Origin of the sequence: Amycolatopsis sp. La24 (genome assembly GCF_029087445.1) — a bacterium.
GTDB lineage: Bacteria > Actinomycetota > Actinomycetes > Mycobacteriales > Pseudonocardiaceae > Amycolatopsis > Amycolatopsis nivea.
In genome coordinates this window covers 157,907-181,665 of record NZ_JARACH010000008.1, presented here as the reverse complement: position 1 = coordinate 181,665, position 23,759 = coordinate 157,907, and the positions used below count along the sequence as shown (strand labels likewise).

The 23,759-nt window shown below is 69.8% G+C and carries 20 protein-coding genes; 9 read left to right on the top strand and 11 right to left on the bottom strand.

Annotated elements, in window-relative coordinates; genetic code table 11:
• The first annotated feature begins 192 nt into the window (after positions 1 to 192).
• On the top strand, positions 193 to 1,362 hold the full coding sequence (locus PUT80_RS12140; RefSeq protein WP_275291973.1) for a Cmx/CmrA family chloramphenicol efflux MFS transporter: 1,170 nt from the start codon (positions 193 to 195) through the stop codon (positions 1,360 to 1,362).
• Positions 1,363 to 1,417: 55 nt separating this feature from the next.
• Here PUT80_RS12140 and fabI read toward each other — a convergent pair whose 3' ends face one another.
• The gene (gene fabI / locus PUT80_RS12135) at positions 1,418 to 2,185 is read right to left on the bottom strand and encodes an enoyl-ACP reductase FabI (protein WP_037806844.1); all 768 of its coding nucleotides are present in this window, start codon (positions 2,183 to 2,185) and stop codon (positions 1,418 to 1,420) included.
• Positions 2,186 to 2,224: 39 nt separating this feature from the next.
• Positions 2,225 to 2,929 carry a beta-ketoacyl-ACP reductase gene (locus PUT80_RS12130; RefSeq protein ID WP_043826988.1) on the bottom strand — a complete coding sequence of 235 codons (705 nt, stop codon included), beginning with the start codon at positions 2,927 to 2,929 and terminating at the stop codon, positions 2,225 to 2,227.
• Positions 2,930 to 3,096: 167 nt separating this feature from the next.
• On the opposite strand from PUT80_RS12130, the gene PUT80_RS12125 reads away from it, so the two are divergent.
• From PUT80_RS12125 to PUT80_RS12100, 6 genes are read left to right on the top strand one after another with little or no spacing between them, the layout of a single operon-like run.
• Positions 3,097 to 4,419, top strand: coding sequence for an MFS transporter (locus PUT80_RS12125; protein WP_134733969.1), 1,323 nt, complete (start codon positions 3,097 to 3,099; stop codon positions 4,417 to 4,419).
• A 14-nt stretch (positions 4,420 to 4,433) separates the two neighbouring features.
• Entirely contained in the window at positions 4,434 to 5,099 is a 666-nt protein-coding gene (locus PUT80_RS12120; RefSeq protein WP_037806515.1) for a response regulator transcription factor, read from the top strand.
• 3 nt (positions 5,100 to 5,102) lie between these two features.
• The gene (locus tag PUT80_RS12115; RefSeq protein WP_037806517.1) at positions 5,103 to 6,491 is read left to right on the top strand and encodes a HAMP domain-containing sensor histidine kinase; all 1,389 of its coding nucleotides are present in this window, start codon (positions 5,103 to 5,105) and stop codon (positions 6,489 to 6,491) included.
• On the top strand, positions 6,488 to 7,429 hold the full coding sequence (locus tag PUT80_RS12110; protein ID WP_037806519.1) for a TAXI family TRAP transporter solute-binding subunit: 942 nt from the start codon (positions 6,488 to 6,490) through the stop codon (positions 7,427 to 7,429). The genes PUT80_RS12115 and PUT80_RS12110 overlap by 4 nt, the downstream gene beginning before the upstream one ends.
• Before the next feature lie 16 nt (positions 7,430 to 7,445).
• Positions 7,446 to 7,871: a thioesterase family protein gene (locus PUT80_RS12105; RefSeq protein ID WP_134668433.1), complete on the top strand. Its 426-nt coding sequence runs from the start codon at positions 7,446 to 7,448 to the stop codon at positions 7,869 to 7,871.
• An 8-nt stretch (positions 7,872 to 7,879) separates the two neighbouring features.
• Positions 7,880 to 8,341 carry a tRNA (cytidine(34)-2'-O)-methyltransferase gene (locus tag PUT80_RS12100; protein WP_134668511.1) on the top strand — a complete coding sequence of 154 codons (462 nt, stop codon included), beginning with the start codon at positions 7,880 to 7,882 and terminating at the stop codon, positions 8,339 to 8,341.
• Positions 8,342 to 8,435: 94 nt separating this feature from the next.
• Here PUT80_RS12100 and PUT80_RS12095 read toward each other — a convergent pair whose 3' ends face one another.
• The 4 genes from PUT80_RS12095 to PUT80_RS12080 all read right to left on the bottom strand — a co-directional run bounded on the left by PUT80_RS12095 (position 8,436) and on the right by PUT80_RS12080 (position 12,143).
• Complete coding sequence (locus PUT80_RS12095) at positions 8,436 to 9,416, bottom strand: VWA domain-containing protein (RefSeq protein ID WP_009078098.1); 981 nt, start codon at positions 9,414 to 9,416, stop codon at positions 8,436 to 8,438.
• Positions 9,417 to 9,453: 37 nt separating this feature from the next.
• Positions 9,454 to 10,335 carry a DUF58 domain-containing protein gene (locus PUT80_RS12090; RefSeq protein WP_235146550.1) on the bottom strand — a complete coding sequence of 294 codons (882 nt, stop codon included), beginning with the start codon at positions 10,333 to 10,335 and terminating at the stop codon, positions 9,454 to 9,456.
• Positions 10,336 to 10,411: 76 nt separating this feature from the next.
• Positions 10,412 to 11,476 carry a MoxR family ATPase gene (locus PUT80_RS12085; protein WP_037806526.1) on the bottom strand — a complete coding sequence of 355 codons (1,065 nt, stop codon included), beginning with the start codon at positions 11,474 to 11,476 and terminating at the stop codon, positions 10,412 to 10,414.
• A gap of 112 nt (positions 11,477 to 11,588) precedes the next feature.
• Positions 11,589 to 12,143, bottom strand: coding sequence for a molybdenum cofactor guanylyltransferase (locus tag PUT80_RS12080; RefSeq protein ID WP_037806528.1), 555 nt, complete (start codon positions 12,141 to 12,143; stop codon positions 11,589 to 11,591).
• 66 nt (positions 12,144 to 12,209) lie between these two features.
• On the opposite strand from PUT80_RS12080, the gene PUT80_RS12075 reads away from it, so the two are divergent.
• Positions 12,210 to 13,004: a GNAT family N-acetyltransferase gene (locus tag PUT80_RS12075; protein ID WP_037806530.1), complete on the top strand. Its 795-nt coding sequence runs from the start codon at positions 12,210 to 12,212 to the stop codon at positions 13,002 to 13,004.
• On the opposite strand, the gene PUT80_RS12070 is transcribed toward PUT80_RS12075, so the two are convergent.
• Positions 12,994 to 14,373, bottom strand: a complete 1,380-nt coding sequence (locus PUT80_RS12070; protein ID WP_051728557.1) for an NlpC/P60 family protein — start codon at positions 14,371 to 14,373, stop codon at positions 12,994 to 12,996. The two genes, PUT80_RS12075 and PUT80_RS12070, sit on opposite strands and share 11 nt — an antisense overlap.
• A gap of 362 nt (positions 14,374 to 14,735) precedes the next feature.
• Between PUT80_RS12070 and acnA the strand changes: the two genes are divergently transcribed.
• On the top strand, positions 14,736 to 17,543 hold the full coding sequence (gene acnA, locus PUT80_RS12065; RefSeq protein ID WP_134668427.1) for an aconitate hydratase AcnA: 2,808 nt from the start codon (positions 14,736 to 14,738) through the stop codon (positions 17,541 to 17,543).
• 476 nt (positions 17,544 to 18,019) lie between these two features.
• Here acnA and PUT80_RS12060 read toward each other — a convergent pair whose 3' ends face one another.
• The 4 genes from PUT80_RS12060 to PUT80_RS12045 all read right to left on the bottom strand — a co-directional run bounded on the left by PUT80_RS12060 (position 18,020) and on the right by PUT80_RS12045 (position 23,607).
• Complete coding sequence (locus tag PUT80_RS12060) at positions 18,020 to 19,624, bottom strand: alkaline phosphatase family protein (protein WP_275291967.1); 1,605 nt, start codon at positions 19,622 to 19,624, stop codon at positions 18,020 to 18,022.
• Between the two features lie 17 nt (positions 19,625 to 19,641).
• Positions 19,642 to 20,802: a Dyp-type peroxidase gene (locus PUT80_RS12055; protein ID WP_275291966.1), complete on the bottom strand. Its 1,161-nt coding sequence runs from the start codon at positions 20,800 to 20,802 to the stop codon at positions 19,642 to 19,644.
• Positions 20,799 to 21,938, bottom strand: a complete 1,140-nt coding sequence (locus PUT80_RS12050) for an EfeM/EfeO family lipoprotein (RefSeq protein WP_275291965.1) — start codon at positions 21,936 to 21,938, stop codon at positions 20,799 to 20,801. Before PUT80_RS12050 ends, PUT80_RS12055 begins: the two co-directional genes overlap by 4 nt.
• 106 nt (positions 21,939 to 22,044) lie before the next feature.
• Entirely contained in the window at positions 22,045 to 23,607 is a 1,563-nt protein-coding gene (locus tag PUT80_RS12045; protein WP_275291972.1) for an alpha/beta hydrolase, read from the bottom strand.
• Positions 23,608 to 23,759 lie beyond the last annotated feature (152 nt).

The window sequence follows — 23,759 nt, the reverse complement described above, 5'->3', positions numbered from 1 at the left end:
CGATACGAAGCTCCCCTGCGGTTCGGGGGTGCTTGTCAAGGCATCTTTCCCGCCTTGACAAGCACCCCCGAACCGTCAGCACAATCAAGCTTCGGGGTGCCCCACGCAACCACCAAGCGATGTCGCCGCCAGGCGACGAGGCCCCCATACATCCACATTTTGTACTACAAGTTCCAGAAAGAGAGCCCACCCGTGCCCCCAGCCGTCTTCGTACTCGGCCTCAGCATCTTCGCCCTGGGCACCTCCGAGTTCATGATCACCGGCCTCCTCCCCGGAATGGCCGCCGACCTGAACGTCACCATCCCCGACGCAGGCCTCCTGATCTCCGCCTTCGCCATCGGCATGGTCATCGGCGCCCCCTTGCTAGCAATAGGCACAATCCGCCTCCCCCGCCGAACCACCCTCCTCGGACTCCTAGCCGCCTTCAGCGCCGCACACGTCATAGGCGCAATCGCCGACGGCTACCCCCTCCTCTTCGCCACCAGAATCATCAGCGCAGTAGCCTGCGCCGGTTTCTGGGCAGTAGCCGCCGCAACCACCGTCAACCTCGTCCCGGAAGCCCGCCGCGGACAAGCACTAGCAGTACTGGTCGGCGGCCTCACGATCGCGAACGTCGTAGGCGTCCCCGCAGGCACCCTGCTGGGACAACACGCAGGCTGGCGCAGCGCATTCTGGGCAGTAGCCGCACTGACGATCATCGCCGCTATCGCCGTCCTGCTCTCAGTCCCCCGCACCCCCAAGCAAACCGAAGCGCCGAGGATCGCCGAAGAACTACAGGTATTCCGCCGCAGCCGCCTCTGGCTAGCCCTGGGTGTGATCGCCCTACTCCAGGCAATGGTCTTCGCAACGTTCAGTTACCTGGCACCCCTGCTGGTCTCCGTAGCCGGACTCCCCGAAGCAGGTGTCCCAGTAGTCCTCGCCCTCTTCGGCGGCGGCGCGGTCATCGGAATTTACGCAGGCGGCAAACTAGCCGACAAGTACCCGTTCGCCACCCTTTACGGCAGCCTCGGCATCGCCCTCGCCGCCCTCGTCGCACTAGCCTTCGCAACCACCCCAGCGGTAGCAGTAACCGCCGTACTCATCCTGGGCGCAGCCGGATTCGCCGCCAACCCAGCACTCAACGTCCGCGCCTACGCCGCAGCAGGCGGCACCTCGACCCTCGTAGGCGCAAGCACAACCTCCGCGTTCAACGTCGGCAACACCGTCGGCCCGTGGCTCGGCGGCACCACGATCAGCGCGGGAATGGGATTCTCCAGCGTCGCCTGGGTAAGCGTCGCACTCGGCGCACTAGCCGTAGCCGCCCTCACCGCGGCCCTGCGCCTGCACCAACGCGACACCGCACCGGAACTGGTGACCGCCTAAAAAAGGCGAATGGCCCCGCGGGAACACTCCCGCGGGGCCATTCACAGCACCAAACTCAGATCCCGAGCGCGTGCACTCCGCCGTCGACCATGATCATCGAACCGGTGGTCGCGGGCATCCAGTCGGACAGCGCGACGCAGACCGTCTTGGCGGTCGGCTCCGGGTCCGCGGAGTCCCAGCCGAGCGGCGCGCGGCCGTCCCAGCCGCCTTCGAGTTCGCCGAAGCCGGGGATGGACTTCGCGGCCATGGTCTTCATCGGGCCGGCGCTGACCAGGTTGACCCGGATGCCCTGCGGGCCGAGTTCCTTCGCCAGGTAGCGGTTCACCGACTCCAGCGCGGCCTTCGCGACGCCCATCCAGTTGTAGACCGGCCACGCGACGCGCGCGTCGAAGTCCATGCCGACGATCGAGGCACCGCGGCCGAGCAGCGGCAGCGTCGCGACCGCGAGCGACTTGAACGAGAACGCCGAGACGTCGACCGCGACCTTCACGTCGTCGCTGGGGGCGTCCAGGAACGGCGCGCCGAGGCAGCTCTGCGGCGCGAAGCCGATCGAGTGCAGCACGCCGTCGAGGCCGTCGACGTGCTCGCGGACGCGGTCGGCGAGCGAGTCGAGGTGCTCCTGGTTCGTGACGTCCAGTTCCAGCACCGGGGCGGGCTCCGGCAGCCGCTTGGCGATGCGCTCCACCAGCGACAGCCGTCCGAAGCCGGTGAGCACGACCTTCGCGCCCTCCTGCTGGGCGATGCGGGCCGCGTGGAACGCCAGCGAGGCGTCGGTGATGACGCCGGTGATCAGCAGCCGCTTGCCTTCGAGCAATCCGGGCAACACGTCCTCCAGGTCGTGGGGTGTTCTTCTCGGGAAAAGTCAGTGGCCGAGGCCGAGGCCGCCGTCGACGGGCAGCACCGCGCCGTTGACGTAGCCCGCCTCGTCCGAGGACAGGTACCGCACCGCGGCGGCGATCTCGGCCGGTTCGGCGTAGCGGCCGGACGGGACGTTGGCGAGGATCTCCTTGCGCCGGTCCTCGCTCAGCGCGTCGGTCATGTCGGTGTGCACGAAACCGGGCGCGACCACGTTCGCGGTGATGTTGCGCGAGCCCAGCTCGCGCGCGAGCGAACGCGCGAAGCCGACCAGGCCCGCCTTCGAGGCCGCGTAGTTCGCCTGCCCGGCCGAGCCGGAAAGGCCCACCACGGACGAGATGAACACGAACCGGCCCCAGCGGGCGCGCAGCATGCCGCGCGAGGCCCGCTTGGCGACGCGGAACGCGCCGGTGAGGTTCGCGTTCAGCACGCGCTCGAACTGCTCCTCCGACATCCGCATGAGCAAGGTGTCGTCGGTGAGCCCGGCGTTGGACACCAGGACCTCGACCGGCCCCTGGTGCTCCTCCACGAGCTTGAACGCCGCGTCCACCTGCTCGGCGTCGGTGACGTCGGCCTGCACGCCGAACAGCCCCTCCGGCGCGCCGGACCCGCGGTGCGTGACCGCGACCCGGTGGCCCTGCTCCGCGAGGTCGCGGGCGATCGCCAGCCCGATGCCCCGGTTGCCGCCGGTGACCAAGACCGACCGTCCCACTGCGTTCTCCTCGTCGTCTTCGCGGTTGCGCCCGCCTGAGGCTATCGGCTGCGCTGACCGGCGGCGCACCCGGCACTCCCGTCCTAAGCGACGGTAAGGAACCGCGTCTCGACCTTGATGGTTACTGCCCGGTTGGTCACCGTGAGTCGCGACACAGGAGGTCAAGGATGACTACCCGGATCCAGGACGCCGGCTCGGCGCGGGACGAGCGGCGCGTGGTCGGCAACGTGCTGCGCGGCTCGATCGGAAACCTCGTCGAGTGGTACGACTGGTACGCCTATTCGGCGTTCACCGTCTACTTCGCGAAGGCGTTCTTCCCCGGCGGCGATGCCACGGCGCAGTTCCTCAACACCGCGGCGGTGTTCGCCGTCGGATTCCTCATGCGGCCGCTCGGCGGCTGGCTGCTCGGCCGGTTCGCCGACCGCTACGGACGGCGTTCCGCGCTCGTGCTCTCGGTTTCGATGATGGCGTGCGGCTCGCTGCTCATCGCGCTGACGCCGGGCTACGCGACGATCGGCATCGCGGCGCCGATCCTGCTGGTGTTTTCCCGTCTGCTGCAAGGGCTTTCGGTCGGCGGCGAGTACTCCACCTCGGCGACGTACCTGTCCGAGGTGGCCACGCCCGGCAAGCGCGGGTTCTACTCCAGCTTCCAGTACGTGACGCTCGTCGGCGGGCAGCTGCTCGCGCTGGGGCTGCAGCTGATCCTGCAGAGCGTGCTCACCGACAAGCAGATGGGCGACTGGGGCTGGCGGATCGCGTTCGTCGTCGGCGCGCTCGCGGCGGTGATCGTGATGGCGCTGCGGCGGTCGATGGACGAGTCGGAGAGCTACCAGCGGGCCACCGAGGGGGCGGAAGCCGGCAAGGGCGAGCGCGGCACGCTGCGCCAGCTCGTGAAGTACCCGCGGGAGATCCTGCTCGTCGTCGGCCTGACGCTCGGCGGCACGGTCGCGTTCTACACCTACGCCACCTACACGCAGAAGTTCCTGGAGAACACCGCGCACATCCCGCGCCGCACGGTCACCGTGATCATGTTCGTCGCGCTGCTGATCTTCGCGATCCTGCAGCCGCTGGCCGGACGGCTGTCGGACCGGATCGGCCGGCGGAAGCTGCTGATGTTCTTCGGCATCGCGGGCACCCTGCTGACCGTGCCGATCATGACCCTGATGGCGCGCACCAGCCAGCCGTTCCTCGCGTTCCTGCTGCTGCTCGGCGCGCTGGTGATCGTGACCGGCTACACCTCGATCAACGCGATCGTGAAGGCCGAGCTGTTCCCGACGCGGATCCGCGCGATCGGCGTCGGCCTGCCCTACGCGCTCACCGTCGCGATCTTCGGCGGGACCGCCGAGCTGATCGCCCAGGCGCTGAAGAAGGCGGGTCACGAATCGCTCTTCTTCTGGTACGTCGCGGGTTGCGTCCTCGTGTCGCTCGTCGTGTACGCGACAATGCGGGAAACTTCGCGTTCGTCCGCCCTCGAACGCGGCGAGGACTGATCGGGAGGACGGCCGTGCGCGTGCTGCTCGTGGAGGACGACACCGGGGTCGCCCGGGCACTCGCCGAAACGCTGCAGGCGCACGGCCACTCGGTCACCGCGGTCGGCCGCGGCTCGGACGCGCTCACCCGGCACCGGGACGCGGACCTGCTGCTTCTCGACCTCGGCCTGCCGGATCTCGACGGGCTGGACGTGCTCCGCAAGATCCGGCAGGTCTCTCCGGTGCCGGTGATCGTGCTGACCGCGCGCGACGACGAGCGTTCGGTCGTCCGGGCGCTGCGTTTCGGCGCGGACGACTACCTGGCGAAGCCGGTGCGGATGGCGGAGTTGCTGGCCCGGATGGACGCGGTGGCGCGGCGGGCGGGCAGCTCCTCCCCCGCGCCGAAGGATCCGGTGGTGCAGATCGAGGACGTCGAGATCGATCTGGGCGCGCGCCGGGTCGTGGTCGGCGGCCGCGACATCGGGCTGACCACGAAGGAATTCGCGGTGCTGGCGGTGCTCGCCGCGCGGCCCGGCACCGCGGTGAGCCGCCAGCAGCTGATGGACGAGGTGTGGGGCGACGCGTACCTCGCTGTTTCGCGGTCGCTCGACGTCCACATGACGCAGCTGCGCGCGAAACTCGACCGGCCCGGCCTGCTGACCACGATCCGCGGCTTCGGCTACCGGCTCGGCCGGAGCTGATCGGTGCGCACTCGCCTGCTGGCTGTCCTCGTCACGCTCGCGCTCGCCGTCGTGGCGGCGTTCGCGGTTCCGCTGCTGTCCGCGACCGCCGATCAGCGGACCCAGCAGCTGGTGATTTCGCGCAGCAGCGACGTCGACCGCTTCGTGGTGCTCGCGCAACAGGCGGTCGATTCCGGCGACGCGACCGCGTTGAACGCCGACGCGCGGCAGTATTCGTCGTTATACAGCGAAGGCGTGCTGATCGTCGACGCGCAGCGGCAGCCGCTGGTCGAAACCGGCGGTCTGACCAGCAGTGATCCGGACGCCCGGACCGTCATCGAGGCGACGCTGCGCAACGAGCCGGAAGCGCCGGTCGAACGGATCCAGCCGTGGTCGGACACGCCGGTGCTGTTCGCGCGCCCCGTCGGCACCGGGACGCGGGTGTCCGGCGTGGTGCTGCTGCGTGCTTCGGTGACCGCCGCGGCGCAGGACGTCGCGGCGGCGTGGAGCGCGATCGCGGCCGGGGCGATGGTGGTCGCGGCGCTGTTCGTGCTGCTCGCGGTCCTGCTGTCGCGATGGATGGTGCGACCGTTGGTGGAGCTGGAAACCGGCGTGCTGGCGGTGGCGGGCGGACGCCGGGCGCAGGTGCCGGAACGGTCCGGGCCGCGCGAATTGCGGTCGCTCGCGGCGTCGGTGAACCGGATGTCCGACGCGGTGGTCGAGTCGGCGAACCAGCAGCAGCGGCTCGTCGCGGACACCTCGCACCAGCTGCGGAACCCGATGGCGGCGCTCCGGCTCCGGCTCGACCTGCTCGGCACCGAGGTCGAAAACCGCCCGGCTTACGAGGCGACGGTGGCGGAAGTCGAGCGCCTGGAACGAATTCTCGACGGTTTGCTCGCCCTCGCCACCGCGGAAAGCACCGCGACCCGCCTGGCCGCGCGCGCCGACGACGAGCCCGCGGACCTGGCCGCTGTCGTGGCGGAACGGGTCGACGCGTGGCGGTTGTCCGCCGACGAAGCCGGCGCGACCCTCGTGCCGTGCGAAGTGCATACTGAGCCGCTGCTGGTGCGCACGCCGGAAAGCGAACTGGCGCAGATTCTCGACGTCCTGCTGGACAACGCCGTCCACCACGCCGGTCAGGGAGCCACCATCACCGCCGCTTGGGAGTCCACTTCGGACAGTGTCACGCTGATCGTCTCCGACGACGGTCCGGGCCTTCCTCCGGAGGACCTCGCCCGGGCCACCGAACGGTTCTGGCGCGCGGGCGGCGACGGCGCGCCTCGCGGCACCGGCCTCGGTCTCGCCATCGCGCGGGAGCAAACCCGTGCCCGAGGCGGGGTTCTGGAGCTGCGCGCGGTCGAACCGCATGGCCTGCAAGTCCGGATCACGCTGCCCGCGGCGGTGACGCCGTGAAGGTCACCCGCCGCACCGCGCTCCTCGGCGGCCTCGCCCTGACGCTCGCCGCCTGCGACGACACCTACCGCGGCCCGGACCGGAAGATCACCATCGCGTCCGGCGAACCCGGCGGCTTCTACCTGGCCTTCGCCGAGGTCCTGGCCGCCGAATTGTCGCGCGCCGAACCGCGGCTGCACTGCAGCGCGCTGCCCACCGAGGCGAGCGTCGAGAACGTGCAACGCGTCCAGGACGGAACGGCCGACTTCGGGCTGGCGCTCGCCGACGTGGCGCAATCCGCGATCACCGGCGGCACGCCGTTCGGGAAACCCGTTCCGCTGCAAGCACTCGGCCGCGTCTACGAGAACTACCTCCAGCTGGTCGTCCGCGCCGAGGACCAGCTCACCGACCTGCGCTCGCTGGCCGGCCGCCCGATCTCGGTCGGCGCGAGCCGCTCGGGCGCCGCGCAACTGGGCGAACGGGTCTTCGCCGCGAGCAACATCCCGGTCCAAGCACAGCATCTGCCGCTGAACGACGCGGTCGCCGCCCTGCACGACCGCCGGATCGACGCGTTCCTCTGGTCCGGCGGCATCCCGACGCCCGCCCTCGCCGACCTCAACCGCACGACGCCGCTCTCGCTCATCCCGCTGACGTCGGTGCTCCCCCAGTTGCGCAAGGCCTACGGTCCGCTGTACGAACAGGTGCAGGTGCCTGCCGGGGCTTACCGCGGGGTCGGCGCGCTGGGCACGATCGGGGTGGCGAATCTGCTGGTCTGTTCGCCCAAGCTGCCGTTCGACGTGGCGGCGGCGGTGGTTCGGGTGCTCGCGGGGCGTGCTGCCGAACTCGTGCCCGCGCAGGCGGTCGGGACGCAGTTCCTGGACGTGCGGACGCTGATCGGCACTCAACCGGTGCCCCTGCATCGCGGCGCGGCTGACACCTACCGCGCCCTGCACGGCTGATCGCTAGATTGGTCGGGTGACCGAACGCCGCCCTCTCGTTGAAATGCCCCTGCGCGTGCGATACCACGAATGCGACGCTCAGGGGATCGTCTTCAACGCGCATTACCTTGCCTACGCGGACATGGCGGCGTTCGAGGTGGAAAGAACCCTCTTCGGTTCGCACGACGCGCTGCTCGCCACCGGCGTCGACCTGGTGGTCGCCGAGTCGAATCTGCGGTATTTCGCGCCGTGCCGTTTCGACGACGAGCTCGTGGTGTCGGTCTATCTGGTGCACCTGGGCACCACGTCGATGCGGTTCGAGCTGGACATCCGCCGCGGCGACACCGTGACCACCGAGCTCCGGCTGCGGTACGTGTTCGTCGACACCGAGAACTACCGCAAAGCGGAACCGCCGCCGGAAGTGCGCGCGGCTTACGCGAAGTATCTACCCGAGGCGGCGTGAGGCATCCCGTGTTCCGAGTCTTGTTCTACTGCCCCGAAATCCCGCCCAACACCGGCAACGCGATCCGGCTGGCCGCGAACACCGGATGCGAGCTGCACCTGGTCGAACCGCTGGGGTTCACCTTGGAGGACAAGCAGCTCCGCCGCGCCGGGCTCGATTACCACGACCTCGCGCGGGTCCACGTGCACGCCGATCTGGCCGCGGCGTGGAAGGCATTGCTGCCCGCGAAGGTGTATGCGTTCAGCGCCGGGGCGACCCGGCTCTACACGGAGGTTTCCTACGCCCCAGGGGATGTGCTGATGTTCGGGCCGGAGTCCGCCGGGCTGCCGGACGAGGTTCAGCGCGCCCCGGAGGTCACCGAACGGCTGCGGTTGCCGATGCTGCCCAACAACCGGTCGCTGAACCTGGCGAACACGACCGCGATCGCGGTGTACGAAGGCTGGCGGCAGAACGGTTTCGCCACGCCGTGAAGGCGGCTCACGCCAGGAACCGCGCGGCGGCGGCATGGTGTGGATCCGCGTGTCGCTTCCGGCCGGGACCGCTCCCCGCCGGAAGCGACCGGCGTCAAGGCAGTCTCTGGCCGAACACCAGCGCGGTCGCCGCCCCGGCCATGAGGATGATCGTCCCCAGCACCACCCACGGCTTGCTCGCGTCGGCGTTCTTCAGCTCGTACCCGATCTGCTCGCCCAGGTCGGCGTAGACGCGTTTCAGCTCGTCCGCGCTCGCCGCCTTGTAGAACTCTCCCCCGGACAGCCGGGCGATCTCGCGCAGGGATTCGTCGTCCACGCGGACGTCCTGCTGCTTGCCCTCGATGTCGACCGACCCGTGCTCGGTGCCGAACGAGATCGACGAGATCGGCATCTGTGCCTGTTTCGCCGCCTGCGCCGCGGTGTACGCGCCGCGCGGGGCGTACAGGTCCTCCGGCACCGTCTGCTTGCCGTCGCTCATCAGCACGATCCGTGCGGGCGGCGGACCGTCCGCGCCTCCGACCACCGCGGAGAAGCTCTGGATCGACTGCATCGCCGCGTAGATGCCCTCGCCGGTGGCGGTGGACTGGGCGAGCTTCAGGTTGTCGATCGCCTTCGTCACGCCTGCCCGGTCCGTGGTCGGGTTGACCAGCACGGTCGCGGTTCCGGCGAACGAGATCAGGCCCAGGTTGACGCCCGGGGTCATGTTCTGCGCGAACTGCTTCGCCGCGTCCTGCGCCGCCTTGAGCCGCGTCGGGGCGACGTCGGTGGCTTCCATCGACAGCGACACGTCGATCACCAGCATGACCGTCGCCCGGTTGCGCGGCACCTTCTGCTCCGCCGTCGGACCGGCCAGCGAGACCGTCAGGAACAGCAGCGACAGCACGATCAGCACCGCGGGCACGTGCCGGATCCAGCCCTGCGCCTTGGGCGCGACCTTCTCCAGCAGCTCCAGATTCGCGAACCGCATCACCCGGCGGCGCCGCTGCCGCTGCGACAGCACGTACGCGGCCGCCACCGCGGCCACTGCGATCAGCAGCAGGAACCACCACGGCGAACTGAATCCGGCGAGGCTCATGCCGTCGCCTCCTTACCGGTTGCCGCGTGCATCGTGGTCATGCGACGCCTCCCGACCAGCGGCGCTTGCGGGCGACCACGAACCGCACCATGTCCGCGATCCAGTCGGAATCGGTGCGCAGCACCAGATGCGCGGCCCCGGCCCGGCGCAGACCGGCCGCGACCGCCTGCCGGTGCGCGTTCGCCGCCGCGCCGAACTCCTTGCGCAGCAACGCCGAAGCGTGCACCTCGCGCTGCCGTCCGGTCTCCGGGTCGGCCAGCACGACGGTGCCGACGTCCGGCAGGTCCACGTCGCGCGGGTCGACGATCTCGATCGCGATCAGCTCGTGCCTTCCGCCGAGCGCGCGCAACGGGCGCTCCCAGTCCATCGGGCCGAGGAAGTCGGAGATCACCACCGCCAGTCCGCGCCGCCGCGGCGGACGGCGCAGCTTTTCCAGCGCCTCGGCGAGGTCGCCGCGGACGCCTTCGGCGGCACGGGGCGTCTCGGCGAGCCGCCGGACCAGACCGCGGGCGTGCGGAAGCCCGCCGCGCGCCGGGAGCCGGGTGATGCCTTCGCCGTTGGACACGAGCGCGCCGATCCGGTTTCCGCCGCCGCCGGTCAGATGCGCGACCGCGGCGGTCGCGCAGACGACCAGATCCCGCTTCTCGCACAGCGCGGTGCCGAAGTCGAGGCTCGCCGACATGTCCGCGACGACCCACGTCTCCAGCTCGCGGTCCGCGACCGTCTCGCGGATGTGCGGCGTCGTCGTCCGCGCGGTGACCGCCCAGTCCATCCGGCGCACGTCGTCGCCGGGCTGGTACGGCCGCGCCTCGCCGGGCTCGGAACCCGGCCCCGGGACGAGCCCGAGGTGGTTGCCCTGGAGCAGCCCGTCGAGGCGGCGGCGCACCTCGAGTTCGAGGGTGCGCAGTCCCGCTTCCATCCGGTCGCCGCGCAGGATCGGCGGGGCCCAGCCGGGCCGTCCGCCCGGTTCTTTCGAGGAGGTGCCAGCCACGCCGCTACCTGACGGGCGCGCCCGCCGGCACGGGGCCGGCGCCGCCCTGCGGCCGGGCCGAAACCTGCGGCAGCGGCACGGTCTGCAGCACGCGGGTGACGATGTGGTCCACCGGGACGCCGTCGGCCAGCGCGTCGTAGGACAGCACGAGGCGGTGCCGCAGCACGTCCGGCACGACGTCGACGACGTCCTGCGGGAGCACGTAGTCGCGGCCGCGCACGAGCGCCAGCGCCCGCGCCGCGGCGATGATGCCGAGGCTCGCGCGCGGCGAGGCGCCGTACGACACCCAGCCCGCGACGTCGGACAGCCCGTGGTCGTTCGGGGTGCGCGTGGTGAGCACCAGCCGCACGACGTAGTCGACCAGCGCGTGGTGCACGAACACCTGCGACGCGACGCCCTGCAGCCGCACCAGCTCCGCCGGGCTCAGCACCTCGTGCGGCTCCGGCGGCGTGACGCCCATCCGGTAGATGATCTCGCGCTCCTCCTCGGCGGAGGGGTACTCGACCAGGATTTTGAACAGGAACCGGTCGCGCTGGGCTTCCGGCAGCGGGTAGACGCCCTCGTTCTCGATCGGGTTCTGCGTGGCCAGCACGAGGAACGGATCGGGCATCGGGAAGGTCTTGCCGCCGATCGACACGTGCCGCTCGGCCATCACCTCGAGCATCGCCGACTGCACCTTCGCCGGGGCGCGGTTGATCTCGTCGGCGAGCACGAAGTTCGCGACGACCGGGCCCAGCTCGACGTCGAAGCGCTCGGCGCCCTGGCGGTAGATGCGCGTGCCGAGGATGTCGGCGGGCACCAGGTCGGGGGTGAACTGCACGCGGGAGAACGACCCGCCCACCACGCGCGCGAACGTCTCGACCGCGAGCGTCTTCGCGACCCCGGGCACGCCTTCGAGCAGCAGGTGCCCCTTCGCCAGCAGCCCGACGAGCATGCGCTCCACCAGCCGGTCCTGTCCGACGATGACGCGCTTCACCTCGAACACGGTGCGTTCCAGCAGCTGGGCGTCCCGCGCCGGGGTGCCGGGCTGCTGCCCGTTCGCTCCCTCGGCGAAGCCGGGCTCGGTCACTCTTCCTCCAGGGGTTTCCGCGTCTGCGTGCTCGCCCGCGACCCTACTGGGTCGAGAACTTCCCGCGACGGTAGCCAATCGCATCGCCGGTGTGACAGCTGTGAAGCCCCTGTCAGCGGTGCTTTTCCAGGTCCTCCGGCGTGTCGATGTCGTCGCTCTCGCCGGGCTCCGCGGCGACCTCGGCGATCCGCAGTCCGCCGAGCGTGCGGCGCAGCGACGCGTTTTCCGGACGCTCCGGCATCGCCTCGCGCAGAGCCGCCGTGCGCCAGGCGCTCACCAGCCATTGCCGCTCCCCCGCCGCGTCGACGAGCACCGCGCCGTCCGCGCTGACCACAGTGGACCGCAGCCGGTCCACTGTGGAGCGCCGGATGCCGGGGAGATCAGCGGCAAGCAGCACGACAATGTCCGCATCGACCGCCTCAAGCCCAGCGGCCAGCGCCGCCACCGGCCCCGCGCCGGGAACGGCCTCGCGGGTCCAGACGACGGTGTCGTATCCCGGCCGCTGCGGACCGCACACGACGACTGGATCCGCTCCGGACAGCGCCTCGACCGCCCGGCCCAGCAAGGAGGTCCCGCCGACCCGCAGCTCCGGCTTGTCCACTCCGGACAGGCGCCGCGCGGACCCGCCGGCCAGCACGATCCCGGCGAACCGGGGGCTCTCAGTCATGCACCCAGCGTGCCCGCCCCGGAAACCCGCGCGCGCTGCGGGGTCGTCCGGGTTAAATTCCCGGGCGTGCCCGACGCCGCGCGGCTGCTCGCCGCTTACGACCGCGAAGTCCGCCAGGCCGAACTGACCCAGGCCGAACCCGGACAGGACCTGACCGCCGACGGCCCGCTCGCCCGCCTCACCGGCGGCCGCCGCGGGTTTGTCTCCGGACCGCCCGACCTCGGCGTGACCGGCGGCGCGCTCGACGACCTGATCGCCCGCCAGCGCGCGTTCTTCGCCGCCCGCGGCGAGGAGTTCGAGTGGAAGACCCGCAGCCACGACCGCCCCGCGGAACTGCCCGAGCGGTTGCTCGCGGCCGGATTCGTCCCGGAGGAAACCGAAACCGTCCTGATCGCGCCACTGGACGCTGTTGCCGCCTCCGCTCCGCCGTCCACCGACGTGGTCGTGCGCGAAGCAGACAGCAGCGACGACCTGCTGCGCATCGCGACGCTGTCGGCCTCGGTGTTCGGTCACGACGAAGCCGCGGTCGCCGCGGATCTGCTCGCGCGGGCCCGCTCCGACGCCGGGACCACCACGCATGTCGTGGCTGAAGCGGACGGCCGGTTCGTCGCCGCGTCCCGGCTGGAACTGGTGCCCGGCACCGGATTCGCCGGACTCTGGGGCGGCGCGACTCTCCCGGAATGGCGCGGCCGCGGCCTCTACCGTGCCCTTGTTGCGCACCGGGTCGGCGCGGCCCGGGCTCGCGGCGTCGCTTACCTCCAGGTCGACGCGCTGCCCACGAGCCGTCCGATCCTCGAACGGCTCGGCTTCACCGCGGTGACCGAGACGACGCCCTACGTGTGGAGCCCGCTCAGCCGATGAGGCGCGTCGCGTACGGCATGATCCCGCCGTAGCGGACCGAGGTCACGCGGACGTAGGAACCCGACTGCGGGGCCTCGACCATCTGCCCGTTGCCCAGGTACAGCGCGACGTGGTGGATGCCGCCCGAGCCGCCCCAGAAGAGCATGTCGCCGCGGCGCATCTGCGACAGCGGGACCCGGCGGCCGGAGGTGTACTGGTAGCCGCTGAAGTGCGGCAGGCCCTGCACGCCGGCGAAGGCGTAGATCATCAGGCCGGAGCAGTCGAAGCCGATCTTGCGGTAGTCGCCGTACCGGTCGGCCACGCCGCCGTCGCGGATGCCGCGGGTCGGGCCGCTGCCGTTGCCGCCGCCCCACGCGTACGGCATGCCCACCTTGGACAGCGCCCGCGCGATCACGGCCTCGATCGAGCTGCCCGCCGCCGGGGACGGCCGGCCGCGGCTTCCGCCGCCGTTGTCGCCTCCGTCGTCGTTGTTCGCCGCGGCTGCCCGCAGGGCCGCCTGCCGGGCGCGCTCCTCGTCCTCGCGCTGCTTCTGCGCGAGCCAGTCCTGGTAGCGCTGGCGCTGCCCCTGCAGCCCGTTGACCTTCGCCTGCGCGGCGTACAGCTGCTGCTCGACGGCGTTCTTGTTGGCTTCCAGCTGCGTGTTCTGCGCGGCCTGGGCCTGCTGCGCGGACACGGCGGCGGACTGCGCGGCGTCCGCGGTGCCCTTCGCCCGCGTGGCCGCGTCCTGCTTCTGCTGCGCCAGCTCCAGCGCCTTGCGCGCGGCGGAGTCCTTGTTGGCCTTCTCCGTCTGCGCCTGCTGGAGCCGGTCCATCGCGTTGAGCCGCGAGCCGCCGATGGAGTTGAGCAGCTGGGCGCGGGCGAGCAGGTCCTTCGGGCTGTCCGAGGTCAGGTACGCCGAGATCGACCCGATCGTGCTGCCCTGCTCGAAGCTCGCGGCGGCGAACTTCTTCGCGTCCGCGCGGGCCTTCTCGATGGCGCCGACCGCCGCGTCCGCCTCCTGGCGCGCCGACTTCGCGTCGTTCTGCGCCTGGGTCGCCTCGTCCTGCGCGGTCTGCAGGTCGACCAGGGCCTTCATGGCCTGTTCCTGCTTCAGCTCGACGTTGTCCTGCAGCGCGCTGAGCTTCTGCTCGGCCTGCGCGAGCTGGTTGGTGAGCCTGCCGACCTCGCCGGCCTTCGCGTTCGCGTCGCCCTTGGCGGAGTCGATCGAGGAGTCGCTCGGATTCGGCGGCGGCGGGGGCACCGCGAGCCCGGTGCTCGTCGCGCCGAGCAGGGCCGCCAGGGTGACCGTCGCGATCGCCAGCCCGCGCCGGGCCCCGGCTCCGCGCACCAGCGCGCCCGCCGTCCCGGACTGTCCACGCCGGACCCTCACGCCCGCCACCTCCGCTCGCCCGCTGCCGTCCCGCGGGCACACCGCGTACCTCTGCAGTCACACCACTATCACAAGCCTCAGGAAGAACTTACACACCGCGGAGATCATTTCCCCTGTTCGGGGGACCTGGCGGGACCGCGTGTCCGGATGGCGCACGTCACTCCGCGTGTCGTCTTGAACGAAATACAGGACACGCGTACTGTTTGGGTCGAGAAGACGAGGTGTGCCCTCCCGGTTCCGGTTCTACGGTGGGGGTGCGCAAGACTCGCGCGGGTCGATCCCGACGACCCGGAGACCGACACCGAACTGACCCGGGAGGACACGCCGGCGGCGGCGTGGAATCCATGCCACTGGAGTTAGACGTGACTGCACCTAGCAAGGACAGCTTCGGCGCCAAGGACACCTTGCAGGTGGAAGAGAACTCGTACGAGATCTTCCGCCTGGACAAGGTCGAAGGCGCCGCCCGGCTGCCCTACAGCCTGAAGATCCTCCTCGAGAACCTGCTGCGCACCGAGGACGGCGCGAACATCACCGCCGACCACATCCGCGCGCTCGGCGGATGGGATCCGAACGCGGACCCGTCGATCGAGATCCAGTTCACGCCCGCCCGGGTGATCATGCAGGACTTCACCGGCGTGCCCTGCGTGGTCGACCTGGCCACCATGCGCGAGGCCGTGACCGCCCTCGGCGGCGACCCGGACAAGGTCAACCCGCTCGCGCCCGCCGAGATGGTCATCGACCACTCGGTGATCATCGACGTGTTCGGCCGCGCGGACGCCTTCGAGCGCAACGTGGAGATCGAGTACGAGCGCAACCGCGAGCGCTACCAGTTCCTGCGCTGGGGCCAGGGCGCCTTCGACGAGTTCAAGGTCGTTCCGCCGGGCACCGGCATCGTGCACCAGGTCAACATCGAGCACCTGGCCCGCACCGTCATGGCCCGCAACGGCCAGGCCTACCCCGACTCGTGCGTCGGCACCGACTCGCACACCACCATGGTCAACGGCCTCGGCGTGCTGGGCTGGGGCGTCGGCGGCATCGAGGCCGAGGCGGCCATGCTGGGCCAGCCGGTCTCCATGCTGATCCCGCGCGTCGTCGGCTTCAAGCTGACCGGCGAGATCCCGGCGGGCGTGACCGCGACCGACGTCGTGCTCACGATCACCGAGATGCTGCGCCGCCACGGCGTGGTCGGCAAGTTCGTCGAGTTCTACGGCGAGAGCGTCGCCCAGGTGCCGCTGGCCAACCGCGCCACCATCGGCAACATGAGCCCGGAGTTCGGCTCCACCGCGGCGATCTTCCCGATCGACGAGGAGACCGTCCGCTACCTCAAGCTCACCGGCCGTTCGGCCGAGCAGGTCGCGCTGGTCGAGGCGTACGCCAAGGAGCAGGGCCTCTGGCACGACCCGTCGCACGAGGCGCAGTACTCCGAGTACCTCGAGCTGGACCTGTCGACGGTCGTCCCGTCGATCGCCGGCCCGAAGCGCCCGCAGGACCGCATCGAGCTGACCGACGCGAAGTCCTCGTTCCGCAAGTCGGTGCACGACTACGCCGAGGACGAGCAGCCGACCCCGCACACCAACGTCGACGAGACCGTCGAGGAGACCTTCCCGGCCTCCGACCCGGCCGCGCTGTCGTTCCAGGACGAGACCGCGGTGCCGGTGCAGTCCGCGGCGAACGGGGCCACCGGGCGCCCGACCAAGCCGGTCAAGGTGTCCACCGCCGACCGCGGCGAGTTCGTGCTCGACCACGGCGCCGTGGTGATCGCCTCGATCACCTCGTGCACCAACACCTCGAACCCGTCGGTCATGCTGGGCGCGGCGCTGCTCGCGCGCAACGCGGTCGACAAGGGCCTGTCGGTCAAGCCGTGGGTCAAGACGTCGATGGCGCCGGGTTCGCAGGTCGTCACCGACTACTACGACAAGGCCGGCCTCTGGCCGTACCTGGAGAAGCTGGGCTACCACCTGGTCGGCTACGGCTGCACCACGTGCATCGGCAACTCGGGCCCGCTGTCGGACGAGATCTCCGCCGCGATCCAGGAGAACGACCTCACCGCGGTCTCGGTGCTCTCGGGCAACCGGAACTTCGAGGGCCGGATCAACCCGGACGTCAAGATGAACTACCTGGCGTCCCCGCCGCTGGTCATCGCGTACGCGCTGGCCGGGACGATGGACTTCGACTTCGCGACCCAGCCGCTCGGCCAGGACAGCGACGGCAACGACGTGTTCCTGAAGGACATCTGGCCGTCGCCGCAGGAGATCCAGGAGACCATCGACTCCGCGATCACCCAGGAGATGTTCAAGAAGGACTACGCCGACGTGTTCGACGGCGGCGAGCGCTGGAAGTCGCTGCCGACGCCGACCGGCAAGACCTTCGAGTGGGAGGCCGAGTCCACCTACGTCCGGAAGCCCCCGTACTTCGACGGCATGACCGCCGAACCGGCCCCGGTGCAGGACATCTCCGGCGCCCGGGTGCTGGCGAAGCTGGGCGACTCGGTCACCACCGACCACATCTCCCCCGCCGGCGCGATCAAGCCCGGCACGCCGGCCGCGCAGTACCTGGTCGAGCACGGCATCGAGCGCAAGGACTTCAACTCCTACGGCTCGCGCCGCGGCAACCACGAGGTCATGATCCGCGGCACGTTCGCGAACATCCGGCTGCGCAACCAGCTGCTGGACGACGTGCAGGGCGGCTACACCCGCGACTTCACGCAGGAAGGCGCCCCGCAGGCGTTCATCTACGACGCGGCCCAGAACTACGCGGCGGCAGGCACCCCGCTGGTCGTCCTGGGCGGCAAGGAGTACGGCTCCGGTTCGTCCCGCGACTGGGCGGCCAAGGGCACCAGCCTGCTGGGCGTGCGCGCGGTGATCACCGAGTCGTTCGAGCGCATCCACCGCTCCAACCTGATCGGCATGGGCGTCATCCCGCTGCAGTTCCCGGAGGGAGAATCGGCGTCGTCGCTGAAGCTCGACGGCACCGAGACGTTCGACATCGAGGGCATCACGAAGCTGAACGAGGGCGAAACGCCCCGAACGGTCCACGTGACGGCCACGAAGGAAGACGGCTCAAAGGTCGAGTTCGACGCGGTCGTCCGCATCGACACCCCCGGCGAAGCGGACTACTACCGCAACGGCGGCATCCTGCAGTATGTGCTGCGGAAGATGACCCAGTCCTGACGGTCTGACCTCCAAGTTGTTGGCCCGCTCCGATCTTTCGGAGCGGGCCACACTTGTTTCCGCCTTCGTCCGCTTCGCCCGCCGTGCGTGAGGGGAACCCTCATTGACTCTGATTCCCCCAGGGTTCCCCTCACGACCCGCCCGCCGGCCGTGAGGGCCTCCTTCACGGACTTGGATTCCCTCAAGGAGCCCTTCACGGACCACCCCGGCTCCGCCCCGCCGCCCCCGCCGCCACGATGCGCCCCCAATGCGGCATTGGGTGCATCGCATGCACCCAACAATCGAGGCACCCACACCACCCCCGCACCCCGATACGAAGCCAAAAATGCGGTCCGGGGGTGCTTGTCAAGGCATCTTTCCCGCCTTGACAAGCACCCCCGGACCGTCATCACAATCAGCTTCGGGGTGCCCCACGCAACCAAGGGCCGCAATGTCGCCGCCAGGCGACGAGCCGCCCAGCAACCGCAGCGCCCCCCTTAACCAACCACCGCCCCAGTCCGAGGATCCAACCTCAACGACTTCGCCTTAGCATGCGAAAAATCGAACATCCCCGTCAACGGAGCCGCCATCACATCAAACGACCCGCCACCAATCCGCCCCAAATGCCAGTTGTCCTCAATAAACCGCAGCACCGAAGTCTGATCAGTCATAGTGTGATCAACATAATTAACCCTGCTATAAGGCGAAATCACCAGCAACGGCAACCGAGGCCCATACCCGCACCGATCCGCGAACCCACCCAACTTCACCGGCTTCGAAGTACAAACCGAAGCATCCTGCGCAGAATCATGCGACCCGTTCAGAATCTTCGGCGCAACATGGTCATACCACCCGTCCGAATCGTCATAAGCCAACACGATCGCCGTATTCTTCCACTGCGGCGAAGCCTGGATCCGATTGACCTCCTCAGCCACAAAGGCCTGCTCGTCCAACGGATCCGAATACCCAGCATGCCCGTCCTGATACTCCGGAGCCTTCAGAAAACTCACCGCAGGCATCGTCCCCGCAGCAAGCGCATCATTGAAGTCCCGAACGTCATACTGATGATTAGCCTGATCCTGCTGCCCCACCGCATGCAACGAGGACGGCGGAAGGTGCTTCCGATTAGCCGTCGACCGGTAGTACTGGAACGGCTCGTGATGCGGACTGTAGTCAACGGACGCCTGCCCACCCACATTCGGATGCTTAGTCCCGCAAACGGCATACCCGTTAGCCTCACCAGTAGGCCGGAACCCACCCTCGAACCAGCCCCACGTAACCCCGCGAGCATTCAGCAGATCCCCGACATTCCGCCCCTGAAACGCCCCGAGATTGTCCTTAGCCGTGTGATTCTTGTCCGAACAGTCGTCAAACGCCGGATCCGGATCGGTAATCATCGTCCCGACCCCATGAGCATCCGGCGAAGCCGCAGTGTGCGGATCAACCTTGGGCTCCCCGGTAACCGAATCCACCGGCTGCAACCCATGCGTCTGCCCCGACACGAGATTGATCGCCCCGGGACTAGACGGCCCGAACACAGTATTGAACGAGTTGTCATTCAACGAGTAGTGCTGCGCGTAATTCCACATCGCAGTAACAGTATTGCCGTCGAAGTAGTTCATCACCAGACCGGGCTCGCCGAACAGCACAGGCTGCCCAGTGCACTTGTCCTTCTCGGTGTACTCGACGAACTTGTCCATCTTGCCGCCGTTGAACGCGGCCTGTTCCTTCTTGTAGTCATGCGCCTGATCACAGGTGAGCGCCTGGTCGGGGCTCAACCGCTTCGGGTTGTAAGCGTTCGGGTTGTGCTGCAGCAGTTCCGGAGTCAGGCCGTTGACCTTGGGAGTGCCGGGCGCGGCATGGAACGGAGTGCCGTTCTCGTTCGTCGCGTTCGGATAGGTGCCGAAATAATGGTCGAAGGAGATGTTCTCGCCGAAGATCACCACGACGTGCTTGATCGGCGTCGACGTCGTGAACGTCTCGGCGGCGATCGCGTGCGCCGGGGCCGAGGTCGACGCCGAACTGCTCGCGCACGCCGCGGCCAGCGCCGCGGTCGCCGCCAGCGCGGCCGCCGCGGTGGCCCGCTTCCTGGTCCGCTTCACTGCAGAACTCCTTCCGCTCAGCCCAGCACTGCCCGGCCGTAGTGGTCGGCCGGATCCGTCACGCCCGGGAACAGGTGGAAATACCCGCCCCCGAACGGCGAGACGTAGTCGGTGAGCGGCTCGCCGGCGAGCCGCTTCTGCACGGCCTCGAACTGCTGCTCGAGATCGCGCTGGTAACAGGTGAAGACGAGGCCCATGTCGAGGTTGCCGTTGGAGTCCACGCCGCGGTCGTAATTGACCGCGCGGCGCAGGATCCGCTGTCCGTCCGTCTGCGGCGTGCGCGGGTTCGCGAGCCGGATGTGGCTGGTCAGCGGGATGACCGTGCCGATCGGGTCGTCGGCGTAGCGCGGCGCGTCCTGCTCGGCCGCGCCGTCGAGCGGGGCGCCGGTGTCGCGGCGGCGGCCGATCATGTTCTCCTGCTCCGACAGCGACACCCGGTCCCAGAACTCGACCAGCATCCGGATCAGCCGGATGACCTGGTAGCTGCCGCCGTCGTCGGTCCACACCAGACTGTCCGCTTCGGACGGTCCGGGATTCGCGGTGCCGTCCTTGAATCCGAGCAGGTTGCGCGGGGTCCCGGACGGACGCGGCGGCGAGCTGAACCCGTCGATCTTCCAGCGCAGCTGCATCCCGCCCCGGGTCGCGCGGGCGATGTCGCGCAGCGCGTGCAGCACGGTGTCCGGTTCGGCGGCGTTGAGCACCAGGGACAGATCGCCGTGGCACCACTGCGGATCGAGCGCGTCGTCCGGGAACATCGGCATCTGCTTGAGCTTCGGCGGTTTGCGCGCGGCGAGCCCGTACCGGTCGTCGAACAGCGACGCGCCCGCGCCCACCAGCACGGACAGCTGTCCTTTCGGGACTTCCGGACCGAGCACGCCGGAATCCGCGGGCGGGCCGGTGATCCCGACGGACGCGGGCGCACCGCCACCGGTGAGGAAACGCGCGCGGTCGGTCAATTCCTTGAGCAGGGCGGTGAGTTCGGTGCGATTCTCGGCGACGACGTCGAACGCGGCGACGACCGAATGTCTCGCCGGTTCCGCCAGCACGGCTGTCTGATGTGGACCGTGGAACGGCACCGCTCCCCCGGCGGCCGTCGCGCTTCCGGACAGACCGACCAGACCCGCGCCCGCCCCGGCGGCTGCCGCTCCGCACAGGAACGCGCGCCGTCCCAGGCTCACGAGACCCTCCTCGGCTCCGCGATCGCCGCGACCGGGGCCATGCGTTCGGTCAGCTCCGAGACGTCGGCGTTGATCCGCTGCCGCTGCTTCCGGTCGAGAGCGGAGAGCGGTTTCCCGGCGACCGTTTGGAGATCGTGGTCGGTGCGGGCGATCCAGGCGTCCAGATCCTTCAAGCCGGGGAACCTCGTCGTCAGCAGCGGGCGCAGCACGTCGAGCACCGCACGGGTCCCGGCGAGGTTCGCGCGGGCGGTCGCCAGGGTGGAGCCGCTGCCGTAGTCGGTGCGGCCGGTCAGCTCGAATTGGAGGGTGTTCTCCATGATCTCGTGCGCGCGCAGGCCGAGATCGTTCTGGTCGATCTGGGCGTCGGCGAACGACGTGCGCAGCTTCTGGACCGCCTGGTCGAGCTGATCGGCGATCGGGCTCAGCTCGGGCATCGCCTCGTTGTGCCACAAGCCGTTCTCGAGGCGATGGAAGCCGGTGAAGCCCGGATCGGCGGCACCGCCCGGCAGCCCGGCGGTGGTGCCGTTGATCACCCCGTCCGAGTCTCCGAAGGCGTCGTAAGCGGCGCCGAGCCGTTCGTAGGTGAGGTGTGCGGTGAGCCAAGCCTGTTGTGCCGCACCGCGATTGCCCGAGCGGACGGCTTGCGCCAGCGCCGCGGTCTGGCCGGTGAGCGTGCTGAGGCCGTCGGCGACGTAGGCGTGGTACTGCTTGAGCGGGCCGAGCAAATCCGCGTTGGTCACCGGCACCACCGCTGGGCCCGGACGGTCCGCGCCGCCGGTGACCTGCACGGTCGGGCCGACGAAGGGCGTGCCGTCCTCGGGGGCGCAGCGCAGGGCGTACGCGCCGTTGCCGAAGTTCACCGGCAACGCGCGCGTCGTGCCGGGGCCGACGCCTTCCAGTTCCCCGAAGACCGTGCCGGTGGCCGGGTCGACGAGTTCGATCTCCATCGTGACGGCGGCGTTGTTGCGGACCTGCAGGGTCTGCGGCCCGGCCGGCGGCGCGGTCCAGCCGTCGCCGCAGGCCGAGCGCGAAACCTCGACCGGACCGGGCAGGGCGGGCGAGCCGGAACACCCGGCGAGCGCCGCGGTCCCGGCAAGGACCGCGGCCGCGCCGAATCCGCCCGCCCAGCGCCGCACGTCAACCCCCCTCAGGTGAACTTCTGGCGGACACTTTCACCGATCCGCCGGGCGCTGACAAGAGGGTTGTGCCGATATGCCCGATTCCGGGCCGAAGATCAACCGATCAGCCCTTCGCGGGCGTCGTGAACGGCTGCTGGTCCGGCTGGAACACCTGGCCGGCGGCGGGCACCTTCAGGTCGATCAGGTACGCGGCGGTCGCGTCGTCCACCCCGCGCGCCTTGCCGAGGATGCAGTGGCCGAACGCGTCGACCGACAGCAGCCGCGAGTTGCCCAGTTCCTCGGCCATCCGCTGGCCGAAGCGGTACCGGGTGGCCGGGTCGTAGAAGTTGCTCACCACCAGCACCGGCGTCGCGGTGTTCGCGCGCCACGGCCCGCGGTACGGGTCGGACGTCTTCGCGGCGGGCCACACCGGGCACGCGGCGATGTCGGAGAACACCTGGTAGCGGCCGAAAGTCGGCGATTCCCGGTCCGCGTTGGCCGCGATGCCCGGCACCTGCTCCTGCCGGATCCGCATCGGCTTGTCCGCGCAGTTCACCGCGAAGTAGGAGTCGTCGCCGGTGTACGGGCTGTCCGGGGCGAGGTCGAGCAGACCGCCGCGGCCCGCGGACAGGGTGCCCTTCCGCGCGGACTGCGCCTGCAACGACGGATGCAGCACTGAGTACGCCTGCTGCAAGCCCTCCGCCAGCTCGCCGAACGAAGCGGGCGAATACAGCGAGCTCGACACCGCGCCGGTCAACGCGCCGAGGTCGATCTTCGTGCCGTCGGGCAGCGTGATCGGGTCGGTGCGCACGTGCTCGCGCAGCTCGTCGAACTTCGCGCGCGGGTCGCCCGCGCTGAACGCGCATTTGTCGCCGGCCTGGGCGCAGCGGTCGAGGAAACCGGCGAGCGCGATCTCGAAGCCCTGCGCCCGCGCGAGGTCGTAGGTGACACCGTCGTTGGTGCGCAGCTGCGGGTCGACGTTCCCGTCGATCACGATCGCCCGCGTCTGCTTCGGGAACATCGCCGCGTAGGTGGAGCCGACGAGCGTGCCGTAGGAGAACCCGGTGTAGGTCAGCTGCTTGTCGCCGACGGCGGCGCGCAACTGGTCGAGGTCGCGCACGACGTCGCGGGTGGACATGTGGTCGAGCAGCGCGCCCGCGTTGCGGCGGCAGAACTGGCCGTAGTCGCGGTACGCGGCGAGCGTGCCGGAGATTTCCTTGCGCGACAACGGAACCGGGACCATCTCGTTCTGCACGTCCGCGGCGTCCTCGGCGGTGGTGAAGCAGCGCAGCGGATTGCTGGTCCCGACGCCGCGCGGGTCGAACCCGACGAGGTCGAAGCGGTCCATCACCTGCGGGCGGAAGTAGCGGTCGCCCGCGATCGGCATCCGGAGCCCGGACCCGCCCGGACCGCCCGGGTTGAGGAACAGCGACCCGATCCGCTGCCCGGGAACCCTGGCGGCGCGCTTCATCAGCGCGATGTCGATGCTGCCGAGCGACGCGTCGTCGTGGTCGACCGGCACGCGGTAACGCGAGCAGCTGTACAGCTTCACCTGGTCTTCCGGGACCCCGCGCAACTGGTCTTTGGTGCAGTCCTCCCACCTGACCGGCGCGGTGCGCGCGATCTCCGCGGGGGTGGCCTGCTGCGCCGCCGGACCGGCGGGCGCCGCGACGGCAGTGCCCGCCAGCCCGGTCAGCGCGGTCGCGATCGCCGCGACCAGTGCTCCGGCTCGTGCTCTTTTCGCTCCGCGCACGTGGAATCTCCCCTGGTTGCGCACCCGTCTGATTACGGGGCGTCACCGAGACTGGCACAATCCGGCCAAGCCGGGCACCGGCCAAA

Coding starts and splice junctions, on each gene's coding strand:
- PUT80_RS12125 (WP_134733969.1), top strand. CDS start 3,097: ATGACTACCCGGATCCAGGACGCCGGCTCGGCGCGGGACGAGCGGCGC.
- PUT80_RS12095 (WP_009078098.1), bottom strand. CDS start 9,416: ATGAGCCTCGCCGGATTCAGTTCGCCGTGGTGGTTCCTGCTGCTGATC.
- PUT80_RS12080 (WP_037806528.1), bottom strand. CDS start 12,143: ATGACTGAGAGCCCCCGGTTCGCCGGGATCGTGCTGGCCGGCGGGTCC.
- PUT80_RS12090 (WP_235146550.1), bottom strand. CDS start 10,335: ATGGAAGCGGGACTGCGCACCCTCGAACTCGAGGTGCGCCGCCGCCTC.